Raw genomic sequence first — 18621 nt, forward strand, 5'->3', positions numbered from 1 at the left:
TCCGTACGTCGTGCACGGCGATTTCCGTAACCGCCGTCTTTGCGGCGGGTGCCCCTCGTCCGGGGCTTCACGCACCCAATTCAGGCCGGGATTCTCTCCGACTTCCCGGAGGGGGCGCGCACTGCCCCAACATCGCGGACCAGGCGCCACCACATACTGCCCGACCTGCACCGATGCGGTCGGCTACCAGCGGTACCAGCGACCGCTGCCACCCTTCGGGCGAGCGACGAAACCGATCAGCCACAGGACCAGTACGACGATCGCGACCCACCACAGAATTTTCAGCGCGAAACCCGCACCGAAGAGGATCAGGGCCAGCAAGAGAACAAGAAGCAGGGGAATCATGTTTGTCAACCTCCGAAGCACCGTGTGCCCAGTTGATCTCCATCCACGCACACGAATTCACGCGTCGCGCACATTCCACCGCCGACACACCGCCGGGCCTCCGCCTCTCCGGTGAACTTGGGTATGCGGCCGGAACGAGGGGTACTCCTGCGCCATGACCATCACAGAAACGACCCCTTTGCGGGCTGTCGCCCTCGTCTGCACCCTGTCGCCGTCGCCCGCCGCCTCCAGTTCGCAGCTGCTGGCCGAGCAGACCATGGCGGCGCTGGGCGAGCACGGTGTCACCGGCAAGGTGATCCGGATCGCCGACCACGACGTCCGCCCCGGAGTGGAGACCGACATGGGGGACGGCGACGGATGGCCGGCGATCCGGGACACGGTCCTGGGCGCCGACATCCTGGTCCTGGCCACGCCGATCTGGCTGGGCCACCCGTCGAGCATCGCCCAGCGGGTCATGGAGCGGCTGGACGCGGAGATCTCCGAGACGGACGACGAGGGACGGCTGCTCACTTACGGGAAGGTCGCCGCGGTGTGTGTCGTCGGCAACGAGGACGGGGCCCACAAGGTGAGCGCCGACCTCTTCCAGGGGCTCAACGACGTGGGTTTCTCGCTCGCTCCGAACGCGGTCACCTACTGGGTCGGTGAGGCCATGCAGGGCACCGACTACCAGGACCTCGACAAGACCCCCGAGGCCACCTCCGCCACGACGGCGACCCTCGCGGCCAACACGGCCCATCTGGCCCGGCAGCTCAAGGCGTCCCCGTACCTCCCGAGTTGACCGGAGTCCGAGTCGACCGGAGCCCGCGCTCAGTCGTGGGCGCCGACCAGGCCCACCCGGTGGGCCAGTACGACGGCCTGGACCCGGTCCCGCAGATCGAGCTTGGTCAGGATGCGGGACACATACGTCTTGACGGTCTCGCGGCTGATGACCATCCGGTCGGCGATCTCGGTGTTGGACAGGCCCTCGGCGATCAGCTTCAGCACTTCCGTCTCGCGCGGCGCCAGGGCGGCCAACGCCGTCGCCGCGGGATGCCGTTGCGGTCGGCGGAGCCGGTCGGCGAACCTGCCGACGAGTTGCCGGGTGACGGCGGGTGCCAGCAGTGACTCGCCCGCGTCGACCGTCCGGATGCCGTTCACCAGGTCGCGCGGGGGTGAGTCCTTGAGCAGGAAGCCGCTCGCCCCGGCCCGCAGCGCCTCGTACACGTACTCGTCGAGGTTGAAGGTGGTGACGACCAGGACCCGCATCGGATCGACGACGCCGGGGCCCGCGAGCAGCCGGGTCGCCTCGATGCCGTCGAGTACGGGCATGCGGATGTCCATCACCACCACGTCCGGGCGCAGCCGTCGCGCGGTCTCCACCGCCGTGCGGCCGTCCCCGGCCTCTCCCACGACCTCGATGTCCGGCTGCGCGGTGAAGATGGTGACGTAGCCGGTCCGTACGAGTTCCTGGTCGTCGCAGACCAGGACCCTGATCGGCGCCGCGGCACCTGGCCCGGTCATACCTCTCCCTTGTGCGCCGCGGCTTCGCCGTGTCCCGCGGACGGTATGCGCGCGTGAACGCTGAAGCCGCCGTCCGGCCGGTTGCCGGCCGACAGTTCGCCCCCGAACACACTCACCCGTTCGCGCAGCCCGATCAGACCGTGCCCGCCGCCCCGGCCCAGCGGCCTGCGCCGTTGGGCGGTCGCTGTGGCGGGCGCTCCCTCGGTGGTCACCTCGACCTCGACATCCTTGCGGCCGTAGTGGACCTGGACGAGCGTCCGGTGGCCCGGGGCGTGTTTGAGCGCGTTGGTCAGCGCTTCCTGCACCACGCGGTACGCGGCCAGTTCCACGGCGGTGGCCAGGTCCTGCCGTTCGCCGCGCTCCGCCAGTTCCACGGGCTGTCCGGCGGTCCGGGTCTGCTCGACCAGATCGCTCAGTCTGCCCGGCTCCGGGGTACGGTCCGGCGCGGGCGGTGCGCCGGCGGGGTCGTCGTCGGCCGTGCCGTCGGACGGGTCGCCGGACGCGTTCAGTACGCCCAGCAGATGCTGGAGGTCTCTCAGGGCACGCCGTCCGGAGTCGCTGATCGCTCCGAGTCCGGTCTCCACCCGCTCGGGCGCGTCGGCGAGCAGGAACTGGGCGGCGTCCGCCTGGACCACCATCGCGGTGACATGGTGGGTCACCACGTCGTGCAACTCCCGTGCGATACGGGCGCGTTCGCGTGCCGTCGCCGCCTCCACACTGAGCCGGCGACGTTCCGCCTCCCCGTCCTGCCGGGCCCGTACCGCCGTGCCCACGGCCCAGCACACCACCAGGATCAGGAACATGAGGACGAAGTCGGGCACCTGCTGGGGCGAGCCCCTGTGGTGCAGCCCGAGCGCGAACAGCGTGAACGCCGTGATCGCGACGGCGACCGACAGAGCGCGGCGCACACCGCCGGCGCGGTTTCCGTGGGCTCCCAGGCTGTACAGCGCGATGTACAGGCCCAGGCTCGCGCAGGTCTGCGGATAGCCGACGAGTTCATGGACCGCGAACGCGCCGGCGATCAGCGCGAGACACCCGACGGGCCACCTGCGCCGCAGCACCAGCGGGAGCCAGAGAGCGGCCGTCACCAGCACCCCCGGCAGTCCTGGCGGGCGTTCCGGCAGGTCGCCGAACTGTGCGCCGATCGGGGCCGTCACCGGCGCGAACACCAGCGGGGCGAGCAGCACGGTGAACACCGCGTCCCGGCTCACCACACCCAGCGCGCCCCAACGGGACGCGAAAACAGGTGTGTTCTTCCTCAAGTCCGACCCCGCTGATCCGAGCACAGGCAGAGCCTAGCCGCCTGCCGGACCCCGGATGATCCGGCCGCGGAGCCTTATGTGAACAGTGCGGTGATCAGGGCGATGTCGTCGTCCTTGTTCTGCCCGAAGCGCGCGAGGAGCAGGTCGCACATCTCCTCCAGGTCGGCCGGCCCCTCTGCCACGGCCTCGCACAGCTCGGCGAGGGTGGAGTCCAGATGGGTGGCCCGCACCTCGACGAGGCCGTCCGTCACCAGGAGCAGCCGGGTGCCGGGCGGGGCGTCCACCACGGTGGGCGGCGGATGCGGGAGGCCGAGACCGATCAGCGGACCGTGGGGTTCGTGGAACCGCGGCCCCTTCTCCGGGTCGATCACCAGCGGGGGGATGTGGCCCGCGTTGGCTATGTGCAGGCGGCGTTCGTCCGGTTCGACCAGGACGAGGCACAGGGTGACGGTGATACCGGGCTGGGACTGGCCCAGCAGCGTTTCCAGCCGGTCCAGTATGTGGTGCGGAGCGTGCCCTTCGATGGCGTAGGCCCGCAGGGCGTGGCGTACCTCGCCCATGACGGTCGCGGCCGTCACCGAGTGCCCGACGACGTCTCCGATGGCGAGCAGCAGGCCGTTGACCGTCCGCACCGCTTCGTAGAAGTCTCCCCCGATCTCCGCGTGTTCGGAGGCGGGGAGGTAGCGGAAGGCCAGCTGGACGCCCGGGACGGTCGGCAGCTCCTTGGGGAGGAAGGAGCGCTGCAGGGCCAGGCCCAGGGCGTGTTCCTCGTTGTAGGTCCGCAGCGCTTCGAGGGCGAGGGCGCTGGCGTTGGCCAGTTGCTGCAGGAGCTGCTCGTCGTCGGCGCTGCGCAGGGCGGTCACGGGGACGGCCAGGCAGACGGGTGGACGGCCGCGTTTGGTGCGGGCCACCGCGAGCGCGACATCCCCGGAGAGGTGGTCGCCGGGCAGCATGGCCTGCCATTGACCGTGCGGGACACGGACGATAGCGACGCCGGTGTCCTGGCTCAGGCTGTGGCCCGCGAGCTGCTTCAGGAGGCCCGGGTGCGCGGGACGGATCCGTACGGTGGCCTGCGCGTCGTCGGTCATGCTGTGGACGGCCTGTGTCTGGGGCGAGAGGAACACCGCGCTGGCGGGACTGTCCAGGACGGCCGCCGCGCCTCCGGTGGCCGCCGACGCGAAGGAGTGGAAGCCGACGGCGCTGTAGACGTCCAGCGTCGCCTGGTTCAGCGCTATGAGGCGGTGCGCGAGCTTCTCGGCGCGCTGCCGGGCCCTGGCGTAGCGCAGGGTGGCGGAGACGGTGGCGAGGAGTTCGCCGGGATCGATGGGCTGGTCGAGATAGGCGTCCGCGCCCCGTCTCAGCCCTTCCGCGTGATCGTCGGGGGTGATGGCGGCGGCGGAGATCTGGATGATCGGCAGATGGGCGGTCCGCGGGCTGTTCTTGACCCGTTCGCTGACCTCGAAGCCGCTCATGTCGGGCAGCCGGACGTCGATGATCGCGATGTCCGGAAGCACGCCCGGCACGCCGTGCAGCCGTTCGAGGCCCTGCTCTCCCGTGCTGGCGCTGATGACGGAGTGTCCGGCGCGCTGCAGCCAGCTGGTGAGGACGTAGAGGTTCGTCTCGTTGTCGTCGACGACCAGGACGGTCGCGGGCAGACGCTCCTGGGCACTGTCGGTCACGGCCCGCCCTTTCGGTTCTGCGATCGCTGCGTGTACTCGTGGCCGAGATCCGGCAGGCGAACTTCCACCTTGGTGCCGACGCCCACGGTACTGGTGAGGGTCAGGGTGCCGCCGAGCAGTTCGGCGAGCGTACGGGCGTAGGGCAGGCCGAGGCCGGTGCCGGGCCGGCCGCTCTGGTGGGGGCCGCGGACCTGGTAGAAGACCTCGAAGACCCGGCCGAGTTCTTCGGGCGGGATGCCGATCCCCGTGTCCGTGACGGTGAACAGCACGGCGGGGGCCGAGGGTTCGGGGTCGAGGTCGATCTCCAGGCGTACCTCGCCGCGCTCGGTGAACTTGAGGGCGTTGGAGAGGAGGTTGCGCAGAATGCGGACCAGCAGCGTCTCGTCGGTCACCAGGGGCGGCTGCTGTTCGGGACGAGGTGTGACGAGGGTCACCCGCTCGTGTCCGTGGCTGCTCAGGATGAGGCCTCTGAGGTGGGCGACCAGCAGACGCAGATCCACCGGTTCCGGATGGATCTCCAGGTGACCGGCCTCGGCCTTGGCGACGTCCAGCAGATCGCTCACGAGCGAAAGAAGCGTGTGGCCGGCCGACCCTATGAGTTCGACCTGCTCCCGCTGCTCGACGGTGAGGGCGGGGGAACTGGGGGCCAGCAGCAGGGTGGAGAGGGCCACCACGGAGTTGACCGGGGTGCGCAGTTCGTGGCTGATGTTCGTCCAGAAGCGGGTCTTGGCCTCGCTCGCCTCCTGCAGCTGGTGGCGCTTGTCCTCCAGTTCGGTGTGCAGCGCGAGAACACCGCTGTTGGTGGTCTCCAGTTCCTGCGTCAGCTCGGTGTACAGCGCGAGGACACCGCGGTTGGTCTCCTCCAGCTCCTCGTTGAGATGGCGCAGTTCCTCCCGCTGGGCACGGGTCTCCTCCAGGGCGGCGATCAGGTCGCGGGTCCGGGCGCGCAGATCGTCCGCCTCGGTCGACCGGGAAGCGGCCTTGAGGACGTCCGTCAGCCGGGCCTGCTGCTCGGCCGCGCCGCCGGCCTCCGGGGCGAGCGGCTGGCTGACGACGATCCGGCCGCCTGCCGGGGCGGCCTCGTACTCGATCCCTACGAGCTTCGCGGCCAGGTCGAGCGTCTCCTGCGCCGGGGGCGGTCCGCCGGTCCACACGAACGTGACGACCAGGGCCGTCGGCCGGCCCGGTGGGACCAGGCCGAAGGAGACCTCCAGGCCGCGGCAGCCGAGCCGGTCCCGTCCGAGTTCGCTCAGCGCGGTCGCCAGCCGTACCTGGTCCTGTCGCTCCAGCGACATGGCCGCCGCCGCCTGCTGGGCGGTTCTCCGCAGGCCGAACACGTCCTGGGACGAGGACAGGGCGAAGGGCGCCGCCGTCGGGGCAGGACCGACGGCGGACGAGCGCTCGTGCCGGGGCCCGTCGCCGCGAGGGCCCGAGTCAGACACCACGCTCATCCCGCCCCTCGCCGGTCACCATGCTCCCTTGACCACGACGACGCCGGCGTCGTCCCGTCGCACTCCTGCCTCTCGCAGCAACTGGCCGGCCATGACGAGCGGTATGTGCTGCAGCAGACCTGGCAGGGTACCGGGGTCCCAGCGTTCGGTCAGACCGTCGGAGTGCATCACCAGGGCGCCGTGGGCCGGGAGCGGTTCCTCGAACGTCCGCAGTCGCCGCATGTGCGCACCGACGATACCGGGTGCCGACAGCAGGGCCCTGCGGCCGTCGTCGCCCACGAGGAAGCCGCTCACGTTGCCGATTCCGCAGTACAGCACCCGTCCTGCGGCCGGCTCGATCCGTGCCACGGCGACCGCGCCGCCGCGTGTGCCCCGCAGGGCGAGGTGGATCGCGTCGAGGGCGCCCGCCGGACTGAGATCACGGGTCTCCTGGAACGCTTTGACCGCTGCCTGGCTCGCGCGCGCGGCGAGGGGGCCGTGACCCAGTCCGTCGCAGAGCATCACCAGGATCGCCGGGCGGCCCCCGGCGGAATCGCTGTCGTCGGTGCGTACGGCCCACGCGTCCCCGCACACGGTCTCACCGCTGATGGGCCGCGTCACCCCGGTGGCCGTGGACAGGTCCCGGGAGGCGACGACGGCTCTGCCGTCCGCGGTGCGCGGCCAGAACTGCGCGGCCATGACCGTGCCGCGGCCCGGCACGGAGTGCAGGTCGAACTGGTCCGCGAGGCGGGCGACCGCGCCCAGGCCGATGCCCAGCGTGCCCGCGCTGGACGATCCGTCGGCCAGCGCGGCGGGCACGTCCGTCATCCCGGGCCCCGAGTCGACGGTGAGGAACTCCACACCGGCCTGGTCCCCGGATCGCACCACGCGCAGCAGCAGGGCTCCGTCGTCGGCATGCCGCTGAACGTTCGTGGCGGCCTCGGTGACGGCGAGGGCGACCTCGGCCGACCGGTGGCTGCTCAGTCCGATGCGCCTGGCCAGGGTGGCGGCCGCGCCCCGGGCGGCCACGGCCAGTGAGGCGCCGTCCCTGAACCACGCGACGTCCTCGCAGTTCAGGGCGACGGCGGTGTTCACCGCACCCACTTGATGATGGTCACGGTCGTCCCCTCGCCGGGCGCGGTGACCAGCTCGAAGTCGTCGACGAGGCGCCGGGCACCGCTGAGGCCGAGCCCCAGCCCGCCGCCGGACGTCCAGCCGTCCGTCATCGCCTGTTCGACATCGGCGATACCGGGGCCGGAGTCCTCGAAGACGGCGGCCACGCCCCTCTTGCCGTTCGCGCTGACCAGTCCGGAACTGACCGTGCCGCCGCCTCCGTAGATGAGGGTGTTACGGGCGAGTTCGCTCGCCGCGGTGATCATCTTCGTCTGGTCGACCAGGGACAGCCGGCACTTCTGGGACAGCCCCCGGATGGCCTGCCGGATGTGCACGAGATCGCCGCTGCGCGCGATGGGGTGGACCTGCGGGTCTTCGCCCGCAGCCCAGGGCGCTGTCACCGCAAGACCGAACTGGTGGTGTGACGGAGCTTCGCCAGCCCTTTCTCAAGGTCGAGGGCAGTGCTGACCCCGCCGAGCGAAAGACCCAGCTCGACCAGGGTGATGGCCACGGCGGGACGCATGCCCACCACGACCGTCCTGGCGTCGAGCACGCGTGAGATGGCGGCGACCGTCGCCAGCATGCGCCCCACGAAGGAGTCGACGATCTCCAGGGCGCTGATGTCGATGATGACGCCCCGGGCGGACTTGGCGACGATCTCGTTCGCCAGGTCCTCCTGGAGGTTCAGCACCATCTGGTCCTCCAGATCGAACTGGACGGACACCAGCAGGATGTCTCCGATACGCAGAATCGGCAGGCGCTCGCTCATCGCTGCGCACCCTCGTGGGCGACGAGGTCCACACCGGACCGGCGCAGCGCCAGCTTGAGGGCGTCGGCCAGGCTGGCCTTCGTCACGATGTCGTCGAACTCGATGCCGAGGGCGACGATGGTCTGCGCGATCTGCGGGCTGATGCCGGACACGGTGCATTCGGCGCCCATGAGCCGGGCGGCGACGATGGTCTTGAGCAGGTGCTGGGCGACCTGGGTGTCCACCGCGGGAACACCCGTGATGTCGATGATCGCCTGTTCCGAGCCCGTGTCGACGAGCGCCTGCAGAAGCTTCTCCATCACCACCTGCGTGCGCGCCGAGTCCAGCGTGCCGACGAGCGGCACGGCGATGACCCCGTCCCACAGGCGCACCACCGGCGTGGACAGCTCCAGGAGCTGCTCGGCCTGCGCGGTGATGAGCTCGTCGCGCGTCCGCGTGTAGGTCTCGATCACGAAGAGCCCCAGACCGTCGAGGATGCCGCCGAACTCCAGATAGGCGCGGATCTGTTCGGCGGTGCCGTTCTGCAGGACGGGTTCGAGGACCCGCTTCAGGGCGAACACACTGATCGCGGTCTCACTGGGCGAGAACCCCTGACGGGCCCTGTTCCTCGACAGTTCCGTCAGCAGAGCACGGACTTCGGACATCTGTTCCGAGTGGACGTCGGTGGCCCCCTGACGCAACGCGTCCACCAGGGCGTCGTACAGCTCCCGCAGCTCGCGGTCGAGTTCGGCGGCGCCGATGCGTCCGCCCAGCGACCCCGACACCTCCCGTACCCACGCCCCGGCCAGGTCCTGACCCTCGATCGTCAAGAGCCCTACCAGGTCCGCAGCGCTGTCTCGCTTCGCCATTCCGGCGCTCCTTCAATGTTCATATTTACGTGCCAGGGACGACTTGCGCAGCCTACGGCACCTGCCCACACGGACAGGCGCGACCTCGGGACCGCCCTTGACGGCGAACGCCGGCGTGCGCAGCGCGTCGCCGACAGCGGATCGGGACACCGGCAGATGGCCGGACCGGGCGGGAAACGCGTCTGTCACCATGTCCTCGACCCGGTTTGCCGATGCGGCTCAGGCCGGAGTTCGCGCCTGAAGCCTGCCCCGATGACACGGGCCGTCCGCTCGAACAGGTGGTCGATCCCAGCGGAAGCAGCATGTGTCACGCCAAACAGGGTAGCCGCGAACGGACAACGGGAACGAAGGTGGACAAAAAGTGGAGTCAGTCGGGAGAGGCGGCGCGGGGCCGTCGGAGGCCCATGCCATAGCCGCCTCCGTCTCCATGAACGGGGGCGGCGCCTGCATCGCCGAAGCACGACGCTTCGCGGCCGACTTCCTGGCCCGCGCCGGAGCGGACCACGGCGTACCCGTCTCCGCCCGCGCGAGCGACCTCACGCAGCTGGTGGTCAGCGAACTGGTCACCAACGCACACAAGTACGCCCCCGGCCCTCTGCTGATGGAGCTGCGCATCACCGACTCCGTGGTGGCGGTGAGCGTGCACGACAGCGTCGGAGCCAGGCCCGTGGCCCGCTCCGTCGACCCGCACAGGGTCGGCCAGCACGGCCTGGAGATCGTCATGGCGGTCGCCCAGGAGTTCCGGGTGGACCTCGAACCGGCCGGCAAACGCGTCACCGCGTCCATCGCCCTCACCGGCTGAACCGGCCGCCGGCATCCTCCGGCGTCACCGGGTCCCGGTGAACCGCTCCCTCAGGCCGCCGACGGCGCCGAGGTGCTCCCCCGGACGACGAGACGCGGCGTCATGGTCGTCCGGACGGCGTGGTCACGCCGGCCCTCCACCCGCTCGATGAGCAGCCGTGCGGCGGTCGCCCCCATGTTGTGCCCGGCCTGGTCGACGCTGGTGAGCTGCACGGTGGCGAGGTCGGCGATGGCGGTGTTGTTGTAGCCCACGAGAGAGACGTCCTCGGGGACCCGCAGGCCCAGTTCGTGGGCCGCCCGCCAGACACCGAGTGCGGCCACATCGGCTCCCGTCATGATCGCGGTGGGCCGGTCCGCCGCGGTCAGCAGACTCATACCGGCCTTGTAGCCGCCTTCGTCGGAGTACGACGTCCGGCAGATCCGGGTGTGCTCCGCGAGGTGATGGCGGCCCATCGCCTCGGCGTACCCGTCGCTCAGGACGATCTCCGGTGTACGGGCCCATTTGCTCGACCGGGTCCCGGGAGAGGAGACCAGCGCGATGTTGCGGTGCCCGAGGGACACCAGGTGGTCCACGACGAGGCCGGCACCGGAGCCGTCGGCGTCGACGACGGAGTCGTGCAGGTCGGAGGCGTCGTGGTGGCCGATGACCACCGTGGGTGTCGACTGGGCGGTGGACAACACCTCGGAGCGCCGGGTGCTGGGCGCGATCAGGACGAGGCCGTCCATCTGACGGTCGACCATGGACCGGATGGTCTTGTCCTGGGCCTCGGCGTCGAAGCCCGCGGCACCGATCAGCACGGTGTACTCGCTGTCCCGCAGTTCGTCGCGGACGCCGTCGAGGATGTCGGCGAAGAAGGTGTTGCGGATGTTGTCCAGCAGGATGCCGATGGTGTATGTCCGGCCGCGCATTCCGCGCGCGGCGGCATGGGGGCGGTAGTCCAGCTCCGTCATGGCGGCCCGGACCTTCTCCTGCATGGCCGCGCTGACCCCGTACGCGTTGCGCATGACCTTGGAGACCGCGGCGGTGGACACTCCCGCGTGACGCGCGACATCCGTGATCGTCACACGCTTCTTCCGCTGCGATCCCTGCTCCATGCGCGCTGCCCCCTGGGGTGCCGTCCTACCGAGGACAACGTTCTACAGGATGATCCGGTTCGGACGCCAGATGCGGGCGGCTTTTCGGCGAAGTTGCGGGGCAGTTGCGGCGCGATGTCTTGACGAGGGCTTTCGCCGCGTGCACTGTGGTGCGCACTTCGACGTAGAGAACGTTATACAAACTCTCGTTCAGACACTCCGCGCAAGGCCTTCGCCGTGCGTCTCCGTCCCGCCTCCGTCCCGCCTACGTCGCGCCTCCGTCGCGCCTCCGTTCAACGATGACAGGGAGCCATGCTGTGACCACCTCCTCGACCTCCGTCAGAAGGGCCCGCCTCGCCGGCCCGACCGCGAGCGCCGCCGTCATGGTCGTCCTCGTCTCCGCCTGCGGAGGCACGGGCGGAGGTTCCGCTTCCGCGCCCGAGAACTTCAGCTACCTGAGCGTCACGGAGAACACGACCGTCAAGACGGCGCTGACCACCCTGTCCAAGGGTGAGTGCAAGGCCGCCGAGGACGGTCTGCCGCTCAAGGTGGAGACCGTTCCGCAGGCGAGCCTGGACCAGAAGCTGCAGCTCCTCGCCGGGCAGGACGCGCTGCCGGTCCAGTTCGCGGCGGGCAACGCCCCGGCGCTGACCCAGCAGTTGTACAAGTCCGGCAAGGTCGCCGATCTGGAGGCCGAACTGAAGTCGCTCGGTGTCTACGACCAGTTGGAGCCCGCGGCCGTCTCCACCGTCAAGGCGCTGTACGGCGGCAAGGTGGAGGTTCTGCCGTACGAGTACAACATCGAGGGGATCTTCTACAACAAGAAGGTCTTCAGCGCCAACGGGCTGACCGTGCCCGCCACCTGGACCGAACTGGTCTCCGCCGCAGGCACGTTGGAGGCCAAGGGCATCCAGCCGTTCTCGGCCTCCGGTCAGCAGGGCTGGCCCCTGACCCGGCTGATCAGCGGCTATCTCTACCGCAGCCTGGGCCCTGACGCCCTGCAGGCCGTGGCGGACGGCCACGCCGAGCTGACGGACCCCGAGTACGTCGAGGCCGCCCGGGAAGTAGCCGCCCTCGGCAAGAAGGGCTACTTCGGCAAGGGGGTCGGCTCCATCGACTACGACACCTCGATGAACGAGTTCCTCAACGGCAAGACCGGCATGCTCTACATGGGCAGCTGGGCGCTGGCAAACATCGCCGACGAGAAGCAGAACAAGGTGGGCGCCGAGAACGTGGGCTTCATGCCTTTCCCGGCCGTCGAGGGCGGCAAGGGCTCGATCGAGCAGTACCCCTCGAACGTCGGCCTGGGCATCACCCTCGGCGCCAAGTCCTTCGACAAGAAGACCGGCGCCTGGGTGTCCTGCATCGCCGAGAACTACGGCAGCACCGCCCTCAAGGACCAGGGGGCCATCTCCGGTTTCAAGGTCAACACACCCGTCGAGGACAGCAACGAGGTCACCGGGTAGGTGCGCAGGACGATCAGCGGGTCCCAGCAGAACGTGCTCTGGTTCGAGGCCCTGTTCTCCACCAAGGCGACCACGGTCAGCCAGAGCAACGCGGCCGGCCTGGTCACCGGGAGCCTGAGCCCCGAGAAGTTCATGCGGACCGTGCAGGACGCCCTGGCCGAGAAGTGAAGCGGACGGAGCCCGGCGACGGGCCCCCGCCGACGACAGCCTGACACCTCACGAACTGGACACCCTCCATGCACCGCGTACTCGGTGACCGCAAGGCGGTCCTGATCCTCCTCGGTCCCGCCCTGCTCGTCTACTCCCTGATCATGCTGGTCCCCATGGTGTGGTCCTTCGGGTACTCGTTCACCAAGGGCAACACCATCGAGGGCTTCACCGGCAACGGCCCGGGCAACTTCCAGCGCCTGTTCTCCGACCCCGCCGTACGGGACGCCCTGTGGTTCACCGCCAAGTACGCGGTCGTCGTGACCGTCGGCCAGGTCGTCGCCGGCTATCTGCTGGCCCTGCTGTATGTGTTCTTCCTGAAGCGGGCCTCCGCGCTCATCCGTACCCTCGTGTTCTTTCCTGTCGTCCTGCCCACGGTCGCCGTCGGCCTGCTCTTCCAGAAGTTCTTCCAGGTGGCCCCGCAGACCGGCCCGGTCAACTCCCTGCTCAACGCGGTGGGTCTGGACTCCGTCGACTGGTTCGGCAGCGCGGGACACGCCTTCTGGGTCCTGATCGTCATGGACATCTGGCGCTCCATGGGCTTCTACGCCGTGCTGCTGTTCGCCGGCCTGGTGGACATCCCCGAGGAGGTGCTGGAGTCCGCCCGCCTCGACGGCGCGTCCGGTCTGCGGCTGGTGCGGCACATCGTCCTGCCGATGTCGTTCCCCGTGCTGATGTCGTCGGTCATCTTCAGCGTCAACGGCACGCTCAAGGTCTTCGACTCGATCGTGGCTCTGACCAACGGCGGTCCCGGCAGCGGGACCACACCACTGACCCTGTACATGTTCCAGACGTCGTTCACCTACGGCGACTACGGCTATGGCAGCACGATCGCGCTGCTGCTGACCGTCGTCTGTCTCCTGGTGACCCTGGTCGTCTTCCACGTCTCGCGGCGCGACCTCACGGAGGGCTGAACGCATGGCCATCGACACGTCTGTCAGGATCCGGCGTCCGCGCCGGCTGTGGGTCAAGCTCGTCTTCGCAGGTCTCCTGGTCGTCGAGGTCTATCCGCTCATCTGGATGTTCCTGACCTCGCTGAAGTCCAACGACGACTACCTCAACAACTCCACCTGGTCGCTGCCCACCACCTGGGAGTGGGGCAACTACACCGATGCCTGGACCACCGGGCACATCGGCCTGTACGTGCGGAACAGCCTGCTCGCCGTCCTGCCGGCGCTCGCGCTGATCCTGCTGCTGGGCACCGCCGCCGGCTTCGCCCTCCAGGTCATGGTGTGGAAGGGCCGCGGTCTGACCCTGCTGGTCTTCCTCACAGGCATGATGGTCCCCGCCCAGATGATCCTGCTGCCCCTGTTCACGGTGTACTTCCGGAGCGGACTGTCCGGCACCCTGTGGCCGCTGATCCTCACCTACACGGGCACCGGTCTGCCCCTGACGGTGTTCATGATGGCCACCTACTACAAGACCGTCCCGCGTGAGCTGTTCGAGGCCGCCACCATCGACGGCGCGGGCATCCTGCGCGCCTTCCGGACCATCGGTCTGCCCATGGTCCGCAACGCGATCCTGACCGTCGGCCTGGTGCAGTTCTTCTTCATCTGGAACGACCTGCTGATCGCGCTGACCTTCACCAACAGTCAGGACCTGCGCACCATCCAGGTCGGCCTGCTCAACTTCACCGGCGACTTCGGCGCCACCCGGTACGGCCCGCTGTTCGCCGCCATCTGCATCAACGTCTTCGGCACCCTGGTGATCTACCTCTTCCTCAACCAGAAGGTGATGAAGGGCCTCACCTCGGGAGCCGTCAAGGGTTGACGGCCGCGCCCCCACAGGGATTCCGCTCCGGCCCGGCGCCGGCCGTCCGCACCCGTATCCATGGAAGGTCCCCCACCCATGTCCTCTCAGCCTGCCCCGGTCACCTTCGAGCACCTGCCCGACGGCCTCGGAATCGGGGTCGCCCGGCCACGCCTGACCTGGCGCCTGCCCCGGGGAGCCGCCGTCCAGGACGCCTACGAGATCGAACTGGACCGGGACGGCGTCCTCCACCGCACCGGCCGGACGGCCCACGCGGAACAGGTCCTCGTACCGTGGCCCGGCGAGCCACTCGACTCCCGTGAACGGGTCGACGTACGTGTACGGGTGTGGGTGGACGGAGACACGGACCCGACCGGCTGGAGCGAGCCCAGCACGGTCGAGGCCGGGCTCCTGGACGCCGCCGACTGGAGCGCCGTACCGGTCGGCGCGGCCTGGCACGAGGACCCCGGCACCGACCGGCGCCCGGCCCGCGTCCGCCGCACCTTCACCCTGGACGCCCCGGTGCTCAGGGCCCGGCTGTACGTCACCGCCCATGGTGTGTACGAGGCCGAGATCAACGGCCGCCGGGTCGGTGACGACATCCTCTCGCCGGGGTGGACCGTGTACGGCGAACGCCTGCGGTACTACACCTACGACGTCACCCAGCACCTCGTACCGGGCGCCAACACCGTCGGTGCCTGGCTCGGGGACGGCTGGTACCGCGGCCACATCGGTTTCGACGGCGGCTACCGCGACCTCTACGGCAGCGACCAGTCCCTCCTCGCCCAGCTCGAAGTCACCCTGGCCGACGGCACCACGACGGTCGTCGCCACCGACGGCACCTGGCAGGCCGCGCCCGGGCCGATCCTCTTCAGCGGCCTCTACGAAGGCGAGACCTTCGACGCGCGTCTGCACGACACCGACTGGTCGGCCCCTCAAGGCGGCCTGAACGAGGCGGAGTTGTGGACACCGGTCGCCATCCGTACCCGCGACCCACGCACCCTGGTCGCACCCAAGGGCGCCCCCGTCCGCTGCACCCAGGAACTCTCACCCACCACCGTCACCGCCGCGGGCGACGGCCGTCATGTCCTCGACTTCGGCCAGAACCTCGTCGGCCGGCTGCGCATCACCGTCGACGGACCGGCGGGCACGACCATCGCCCTGCGCCATGCCGAGGTCCTCCAGGACGGCGAACTCGCCATCCGTCCCCTGCGCGGGGCGGCGTCCACCGACACCTACGTCCTGGACGGCTCCGGTGAGCAGACCTGGGAACCGCGCTTCACCCTGCACGGCTTCCGTTACGCCGAAGTCAGCGGCTGGCCGGGTGAGTTGACCGACAACGACGTGACGGCCCGGGTGTACCACACCGACATGACCCGCACCGGCTGGTTCGAGTGCAGCGACCCCATGGTCAACCGGCTGCACGAGAACGTCGTGTGGAGCATGCGCGGCAACTTCGTCGACATCCCCACCGACTGCCCCCAGCGCGACGAACGCCTCGGCTGGACCGGCGACATCCAGGTCTTCGCCCCCACCGCGTCCTTCCTGTACGACTGTGCCGGCATGCTCGACTCCTGGCTGGACGACGTCGCCGTCGAACAACTGCCCGACGGGACGATCCCCTGGTACGTGCCGGTCATCCCCGGCGGCCCCCAATGGACGCCGATCCGGCCGGGCGCCGCCTGGGGCGATGTCGCGACCCTCACGCCGTGGGCGCTCCACCAGCGCTTCGGCGACCTGGAACTGCTGCGCCGTCACTTCCCCATGGGCCGCGCCTGGGTGGACCTGATGGACCGGCTCGCGGGGGAGAGCCGGCTGTGGGACACCGGGCACCAACTCGGGGACTGGCTGGACCCGATCGCCCCGCCGGACGACCCGGCGGGCGCCCGCACCGACCGCTACCTGGTGGCGACCGCGTACTTCGCCCACTCCGCCCGCCATCTGCAGTGGTCGGCCCAGGAACTCGGCCACCCGGAACTGGCCGCACGGTACGGGCGGCTCGCGGACGAAGTGACCCGCGCCTTCAGGGCCCGCTATGTGCGGCCGGACGGCCGTATGACCAGCGACGCCCCGACCGCGTACGCGGTGGCTCTGGTCTTCGGTCTGCTGGACGACGACCGGCAGCGCCGCGAAGCGGGTGACCGGCTCGCGGAACTGGTGCTCCAGGACGACGCCCGGATCGCCACCGGCTTCGTCGGCACCCCGCTGATCTGCGACGCGCTGACCGACACCGGACACCTGGAGGTGGCGTACCGGCTGCTGACCCAGACGCAGTGCCCGTCCTGGCTCTACACCGTGTCCATGGGCGCGACCACCATCTGGGAGCGCTGGGACAGCCTCCTCCCGGACGGCACGCTCAACTCCGGTGGGATGACGTCCTTCAACCACTACGCGCTGGGCGCCGTGGCCGACTGGATGCACCGGGTCGTCGCCGGGCTCGACCTCTCCTCCCCCGGTTACCGCACACTGCGCTTCCGGCCGCGTCCTGGCGGTGGCATCACCTGGGCCGGGGCCCGCCACGAGACGCCCTACGGCGAGGCGGCCATCTCCTGGGAACTGACCGTCTCGGGCATGACCGCGGAGGTCACGGTCCCCGACGGCTGCCAGGGCGTGGTCGAACTCCCTGGGCACACACCGCTGACCGTGGGCCCCGGCCGGCACCACCTCGACACCCGCGACCTCGAACGCAGCGCCGCCTGAAGCCTGTCCGCGCTGCCCGACCCCACGCACCGCCGGGCCTCCCCCAATCCTCGGTGTCACACCTCGGTGGCAGACTGCGGCACACGAAGCTTCGGACGAGCAGTGGGGGGGGGGGGGGGGGGGGGGGGCGGCCGGCCCGCCCCGCGGGGGGGGGGGGGGGGCGGGGCGCGGGGGGGGGGGGCGGGGGGGGGCCCCCCCCCCCCCCCCCGGCACCCCCACCGCCCGCCCGCCCGCGCCCCCGGCCCGCCGTGCCGCGGCCCCTGCGCCCTGCCGCCGGGGGGGGCGGCCCCCCCGCCCCCCCCCCCCCCCCCCCCCCCCCCACTGCTCGGGGGTGGCCGGTGCCACGGGGGGAGACGCGCGGCTGTGATCTTCGACAGTCTTGATGTGTCGTACGGCGACATGTGGGGTTCCCATCGGGGAACGACCCATCCGGACCCGATATCGCGCGCGCTCGCGGCACGCAGACATGCCGCCGGGATGGATTACGCGGTTCTGCTGTCCGCACGGGAGCGACCGCTGGCACTGGTCGAATACTGGCCGCGCCGGATGTGGCGTGTGTATCTGTTCGACGACAGGTCCTGGCGCATGCAGATGATCGACCTCAAGCCGCACAGCACGGGGATGTTGTGGGCCCACCGCAACACCCGATGGCAGTTTGCCGGCGAGCAGGAGCACTTGTACTCGAAGTGGGAAGTTCAGGAGACCACGACCGTCTCGGCCGATGGGCGGGTCGAGGTGAGGTCCGAGTCCGCCGGGCCGAGGGGAGCGTCGACGGAGCCACTGCACACTCGGACCTCCGGCCCGTCGAGCGTCCCCGTGCGGCGGTTCCTGGCGCCCGTCGAAGGCTTCCTCTGCCCCGTACCGGAATTCGGCGACTGGCAGGTGTTCGCGCCGTTCCTCACCCAGCAGGGCCACGAGCCCGCCACGACCGTAGTCCTGAGGGACGTGTCGGTGGACGAAGGATCGGGGCCGCTGCGCGCCACCGGCATCGAGCAACTGTTCAGTCCGGGCACGTGCGACACCCGGGACGGGCCGGCCGTCGTCGAGCTCGTTGACGCCGGCCTGCTGCGGATCACGTCAGGGCAGCTGGCGGTCTCGGACCCCGGCTGGATCGGAGAGACCCCGCGGACCGTCGCCGTGCCACCGGGCGAGTTCCCGGTCACGCTGTCGCTTGTGCGCACGACACTCGGGGCCAGTGTCGCCGCGGCCAGGGTGACGTTCCTGGACGTCCCGCCCCGCGCGTGGGAAATGGTGCTCCTACCCGGCGAGGACCCCGGGCTGCTCGGCGAGCGCCAGTTCTACGGGGTCGGTGTGGACAGCGGCACGGCGGCTTTCATGGATGCGACCACGTACCACCGTGCTCTCCTTGCGGCACCGTACGCGTGCACAGCAACGTCGAGTGACCCGGGTCCCGGGGCCGTTTGTTGAAGACCGGTGATATTGCCGATGGCCGCGCCCTCCTCCCGGCCGGACAGTGGCACGGCCGACCACCGGTCGGCGCCGTCGGCAGAGCTACCGCCACGTGCCACACGGGCCCTCCGTGTGCCGCGTCCGGTCCGGCGGCTCGTCACGGCCGAGAGGACGACTTCGTCGTGCAGCAGCACTCGCAGAACAGCTCGCTCACCCCCGGGACAGTCCCGCCCGGGTCCGCCGTCCACAGCCGCCGCGACCGCAGGGG

At 70.1% G+C, this 18621-nt stretch carries 18 protein-coding genes; 8 read left to right on the plus strand and 10 right to left on the minus strand.

What is annotated here, in order from left to right; genetic code table 11:
- Positions 1 to 183 precede the first annotated feature (183 nt).
- Positions 184 to 345 carry a hydrophobic protein gene (locus tag ACH4DZ_RS02085; RefSeq protein ID WP_210885851.1) on the minus strand — a complete coding sequence of 54 codons (162 nt, stop codon included), beginning with the start codon at positions 343 to 345 and terminating at the stop codon, positions 184 to 186.
- Between the two features lie 154 nt (positions 346 to 499).
- On the opposite strand from ACH4DZ_RS02085, the gene ACH4DZ_RS02090 reads away from it, so the two are divergent.
- Positions 500 to 1123, plus strand: coding sequence for a flavodoxin family protein (locus ACH4DZ_RS02090; protein WP_398284957.1), 624 nt, complete (start codon positions 500 to 502; stop codon positions 1121 to 1123).
- Positions 1124 to 1152: 29 nt separating this feature from the next.
- Here ACH4DZ_RS02090 and ACH4DZ_RS02095 read toward each other — a convergent pair whose 3' ends face one another.
- The 8 genes from ACH4DZ_RS02095 to ACH4DZ_RS02130 all read right to left on the minus strand — a co-directional run bounded on the left by ACH4DZ_RS02095 (position 1153) and on the right by ACH4DZ_RS02130 (position 8946).
- Positions 1153 to 1845: a response regulator gene (locus ACH4DZ_RS02095; RefSeq protein ID WP_398284958.1), complete on the minus strand. Its 693-nt coding sequence runs from the start codon at positions 1843 to 1845 to the stop codon at positions 1153 to 1155.
- The gene (locus ACH4DZ_RS02100; RefSeq protein WP_398284959.1) at positions 1842 to 3107 is read right to left on the minus strand and encodes a sensor histidine kinase; all 1266 of its coding nucleotides are present in this window, start codon (positions 3105 to 3107) and stop codon (positions 1842 to 1844) included. Before ACH4DZ_RS02100 ends, ACH4DZ_RS02095 begins: the two co-directional genes overlap by 4 nt.
- Positions 3108 to 3181: 74 nt before the next feature.
- Positions 3182 to 4786, minus strand: coding sequence for a SpoIIE family protein phosphatase (locus ACH4DZ_RS02105; protein WP_398284960.1), 1605 nt, complete (start codon positions 4784 to 4786; stop codon positions 3182 to 3184).
- Positions 4783 to 6237 carry a sensor histidine kinase gene (locus ACH4DZ_RS02110; RefSeq protein ID WP_398284961.1) on the minus strand — a complete coding sequence of 485 codons (1455 nt, stop codon included), beginning with the start codon at positions 6235 to 6237 and terminating at the stop codon, positions 4783 to 4785. The genes ACH4DZ_RS02105 and ACH4DZ_RS02110 overlap by 4 nt, the downstream gene beginning before the upstream one ends.
- 15 nt (positions 6238 to 6252) lie before the next feature.
- Complete coding sequence (locus tag ACH4DZ_RS02115) at positions 6253 to 7320, minus strand: ATP-binding SpoIIE family protein phosphatase (protein ID WP_398284962.1); 1068 nt, start codon at positions 7318 to 7320, stop codon at positions 6253 to 6255.
- Positions 7308 to 7730 carry an ATP-binding protein gene (locus tag ACH4DZ_RS02120; RefSeq protein WP_398284963.1) on the minus strand — a complete coding sequence of 141 codons (423 nt, stop codon included), beginning with the start codon at positions 7728 to 7730 and terminating at the stop codon, positions 7308 to 7310. Before ACH4DZ_RS02120 ends, ACH4DZ_RS02115 begins: the two co-directional genes overlap by 13 nt.
- Complete coding sequence (locus tag ACH4DZ_RS02125) at positions 7727 to 8098, minus strand: STAS domain-containing protein (RefSeq protein WP_398284964.1); 372 nt, start codon at positions 8096 to 8098, stop codon at positions 7727 to 7729. The genes ACH4DZ_RS02120 and ACH4DZ_RS02125 overlap by 4 nt, the downstream gene beginning before the upstream one ends.
- Positions 8095 to 8946, minus strand: coding sequence for an STAS domain-containing protein (locus ACH4DZ_RS02130; RefSeq protein ID WP_398284965.1), 852 nt, complete (start codon positions 8944 to 8946; stop codon positions 8095 to 8097). Before ACH4DZ_RS02130 ends, ACH4DZ_RS02125 begins: the two co-directional genes overlap by 4 nt.
- A 427-nt stretch (positions 8947 to 9373) precedes the next feature.
- On the opposite strand from ACH4DZ_RS02130, the gene ACH4DZ_RS02135 reads away from it, so the two are divergent.
- Positions 9374 to 9748 (plus strand): ATP-binding protein, encoded by a 375-nt coding sequence (locus tag ACH4DZ_RS02135; protein ID WP_398285445.1) that lies wholly within the window; start codon positions 9374 to 9376, stop codon positions 9746 to 9748.
- 50 nt (positions 9749 to 9798) lie between these two features.
- On the opposite strand, the gene ACH4DZ_RS02140 is transcribed toward ACH4DZ_RS02135, so the two are convergent.
- On the minus strand, positions 9799 to 10842 hold the full coding sequence (locus tag ACH4DZ_RS02140) for a LacI family DNA-binding transcriptional regulator (RefSeq protein WP_398284966.1): 1044 nt from the start codon (positions 10840 to 10842) through the stop codon (positions 9799 to 9801).
- A 296-nt stretch (positions 10843 to 11138) separates the two neighbouring features.
- On the opposite strand from ACH4DZ_RS02140, the gene ACH4DZ_RS02145 reads away from it, so the two are divergent.
- The 6 genes from ACH4DZ_RS02145 (at position 11139) to ACH4DZ_RS02170 (ending at position 18371) form a co-directional block, all read left to right on the plus strand.
- Positions 11139 to 12287: an ABC transporter substrate-binding protein gene (locus ACH4DZ_RS02145; RefSeq protein WP_398284967.1), complete on the plus strand. Its 1149-nt coding sequence runs from the start codon at positions 11139 to 11141 to the stop codon at positions 12285 to 12287.
- Positions 12288 to 12455 (plus strand): hypothetical protein, encoded by a 168-nt coding sequence (locus tag ACH4DZ_RS02150; protein ID WP_398284968.1) that lies wholly within the window; start codon positions 12288 to 12290, stop codon positions 12453 to 12455.
- A gap of 68 nt (positions 12456 to 12523) precedes the next feature.
- Positions 12524 to 13408 carry a carbohydrate ABC transporter permease gene (locus ACH4DZ_RS02155; protein ID WP_398284969.1) on the plus strand — a complete coding sequence of 295 codons (885 nt, stop codon included), beginning with the start codon at positions 12524 to 12526 and terminating at the stop codon, positions 13406 to 13408.
- Positions 13409 to 13412: 4 nt separating this feature from the next.
- Positions 13413 to 14264, plus strand: coding sequence for a carbohydrate ABC transporter permease (locus tag ACH4DZ_RS02160; RefSeq protein ID WP_398284970.1), 852 nt, complete (start codon positions 13413 to 13415; stop codon positions 14262 to 14264).
- A gap of 78 nt (positions 14265 to 14342) precedes the next feature.
- Positions 14343 to 16943, plus strand: a complete 2601-nt coding sequence (locus ACH4DZ_RS02165; RefSeq protein ID WP_398284971.1) for a family 78 glycoside hydrolase catalytic domain — start codon at positions 14343 to 14345, stop codon at positions 16941 to 16943.
- A 477-nt stretch (positions 16944 to 17420) separates the two neighbouring features.
- Positions 17421 to 18371, plus strand: a complete 951-nt coding sequence (locus tag ACH4DZ_RS02170; protein WP_398284972.1) for a DUF4241 domain-containing protein — start codon at positions 17421 to 17423, stop codon at positions 18369 to 18371.
- The last annotated feature ends 250 nt before the right edge of the window (positions 18372 to 18621 follow it).

Origin of the sequence: Streptomyces sp. NPDC017991 (assembly GCF_044328075.1) — a bacterium.
In the GTDB taxonomy this organism is placed as follows: domain Bacteria; phylum Actinomycetota; class Actinomycetes; order Streptomycetales; family Streptomycetaceae; genus Streptomyces.

Bases quoted from the DNA above. Each gene is read 5' to 3' on its own strand.
- ACH4DZ_RS02085 (WP_210885851.1), bottom strand. From the start codon at position 345: ATGATTCCCCTGCTTCTTGTTCTCTTGCTGGCCCTGATCCTCTTCGGT.
- ACH4DZ_RS02090 (WP_398284957.1), top strand. From the start codon at position 500: ATGACCATCACAGAAACGACCCCTTTGCGGGCTGTCGCCCTCGTCTGC.
- ACH4DZ_RS02095 (WP_398284958.1), bottom strand. From the start codon at position 1,845: ATGACCGGGCCAGGTGCCGCGGCGCCGATCAGGGTCCTGGTCTGCGAC.
- ACH4DZ_RS02110 (WP_398284961.1), bottom strand. From the start codon at position 6,237: ATGAGCGTGGTGTCTGACTCGGGCCCTCGCGGCGACGGGCCCCGGCAC.
- ACH4DZ_RS02125 (WP_398284964.1), bottom strand. From the start codon at position 8,098: ATGAGCGAGCGCCTGCCGATTCTGCGTATCGGAGACATCCTGCTGGTG.
- ACH4DZ_RS02130 (WP_398284965.1), bottom strand. From the start codon at position 8,946: ATGGCGAAGCGAGACAGCGCTGCGGACCTGGTAGGGCTCTTGACGATC.
- ACH4DZ_RS02135 (WP_398285445.1), top strand. From the start codon at position 9,374: ATGAACGGGGGCGGCGCCTGCATCGCCGAAGCACGACGCTTCGCGGCC.
- ACH4DZ_RS02140 (WP_398284966.1), bottom strand. From the start codon at position 10,842: ATGGAGCAGGGATCGCAGCGGAAGAAGCGTGTGACGATCACGGATGTC.
- ACH4DZ_RS02155 (WP_398284969.1), top strand. From the start codon at position 12,524: ATGCACCGCGTACTCGGTGACCGCAAGGCGGTCCTGATCCTCCTCGGT.
- ACH4DZ_RS02160 (WP_398284970.1), top strand. From the start codon at position 13,413: ATGGCCATCGACACGTCTGTCAGGATCCGGCGTCCGCGCCGGCTGTGG.
- ACH4DZ_RS02165 (WP_398284971.1), top strand. From the start codon at position 14,343: ATGTCCTCTCAGCCTGCCCCGGTCACCTTCGAGCACCTGCCCGACGGC.
- ACH4DZ_RS02170 (WP_398284972.1), top strand. From the start codon at position 17,421: ATGGATTACGCGGTTCTGCTGTCCGCACGGGAGCGACCGCTGGCACTG.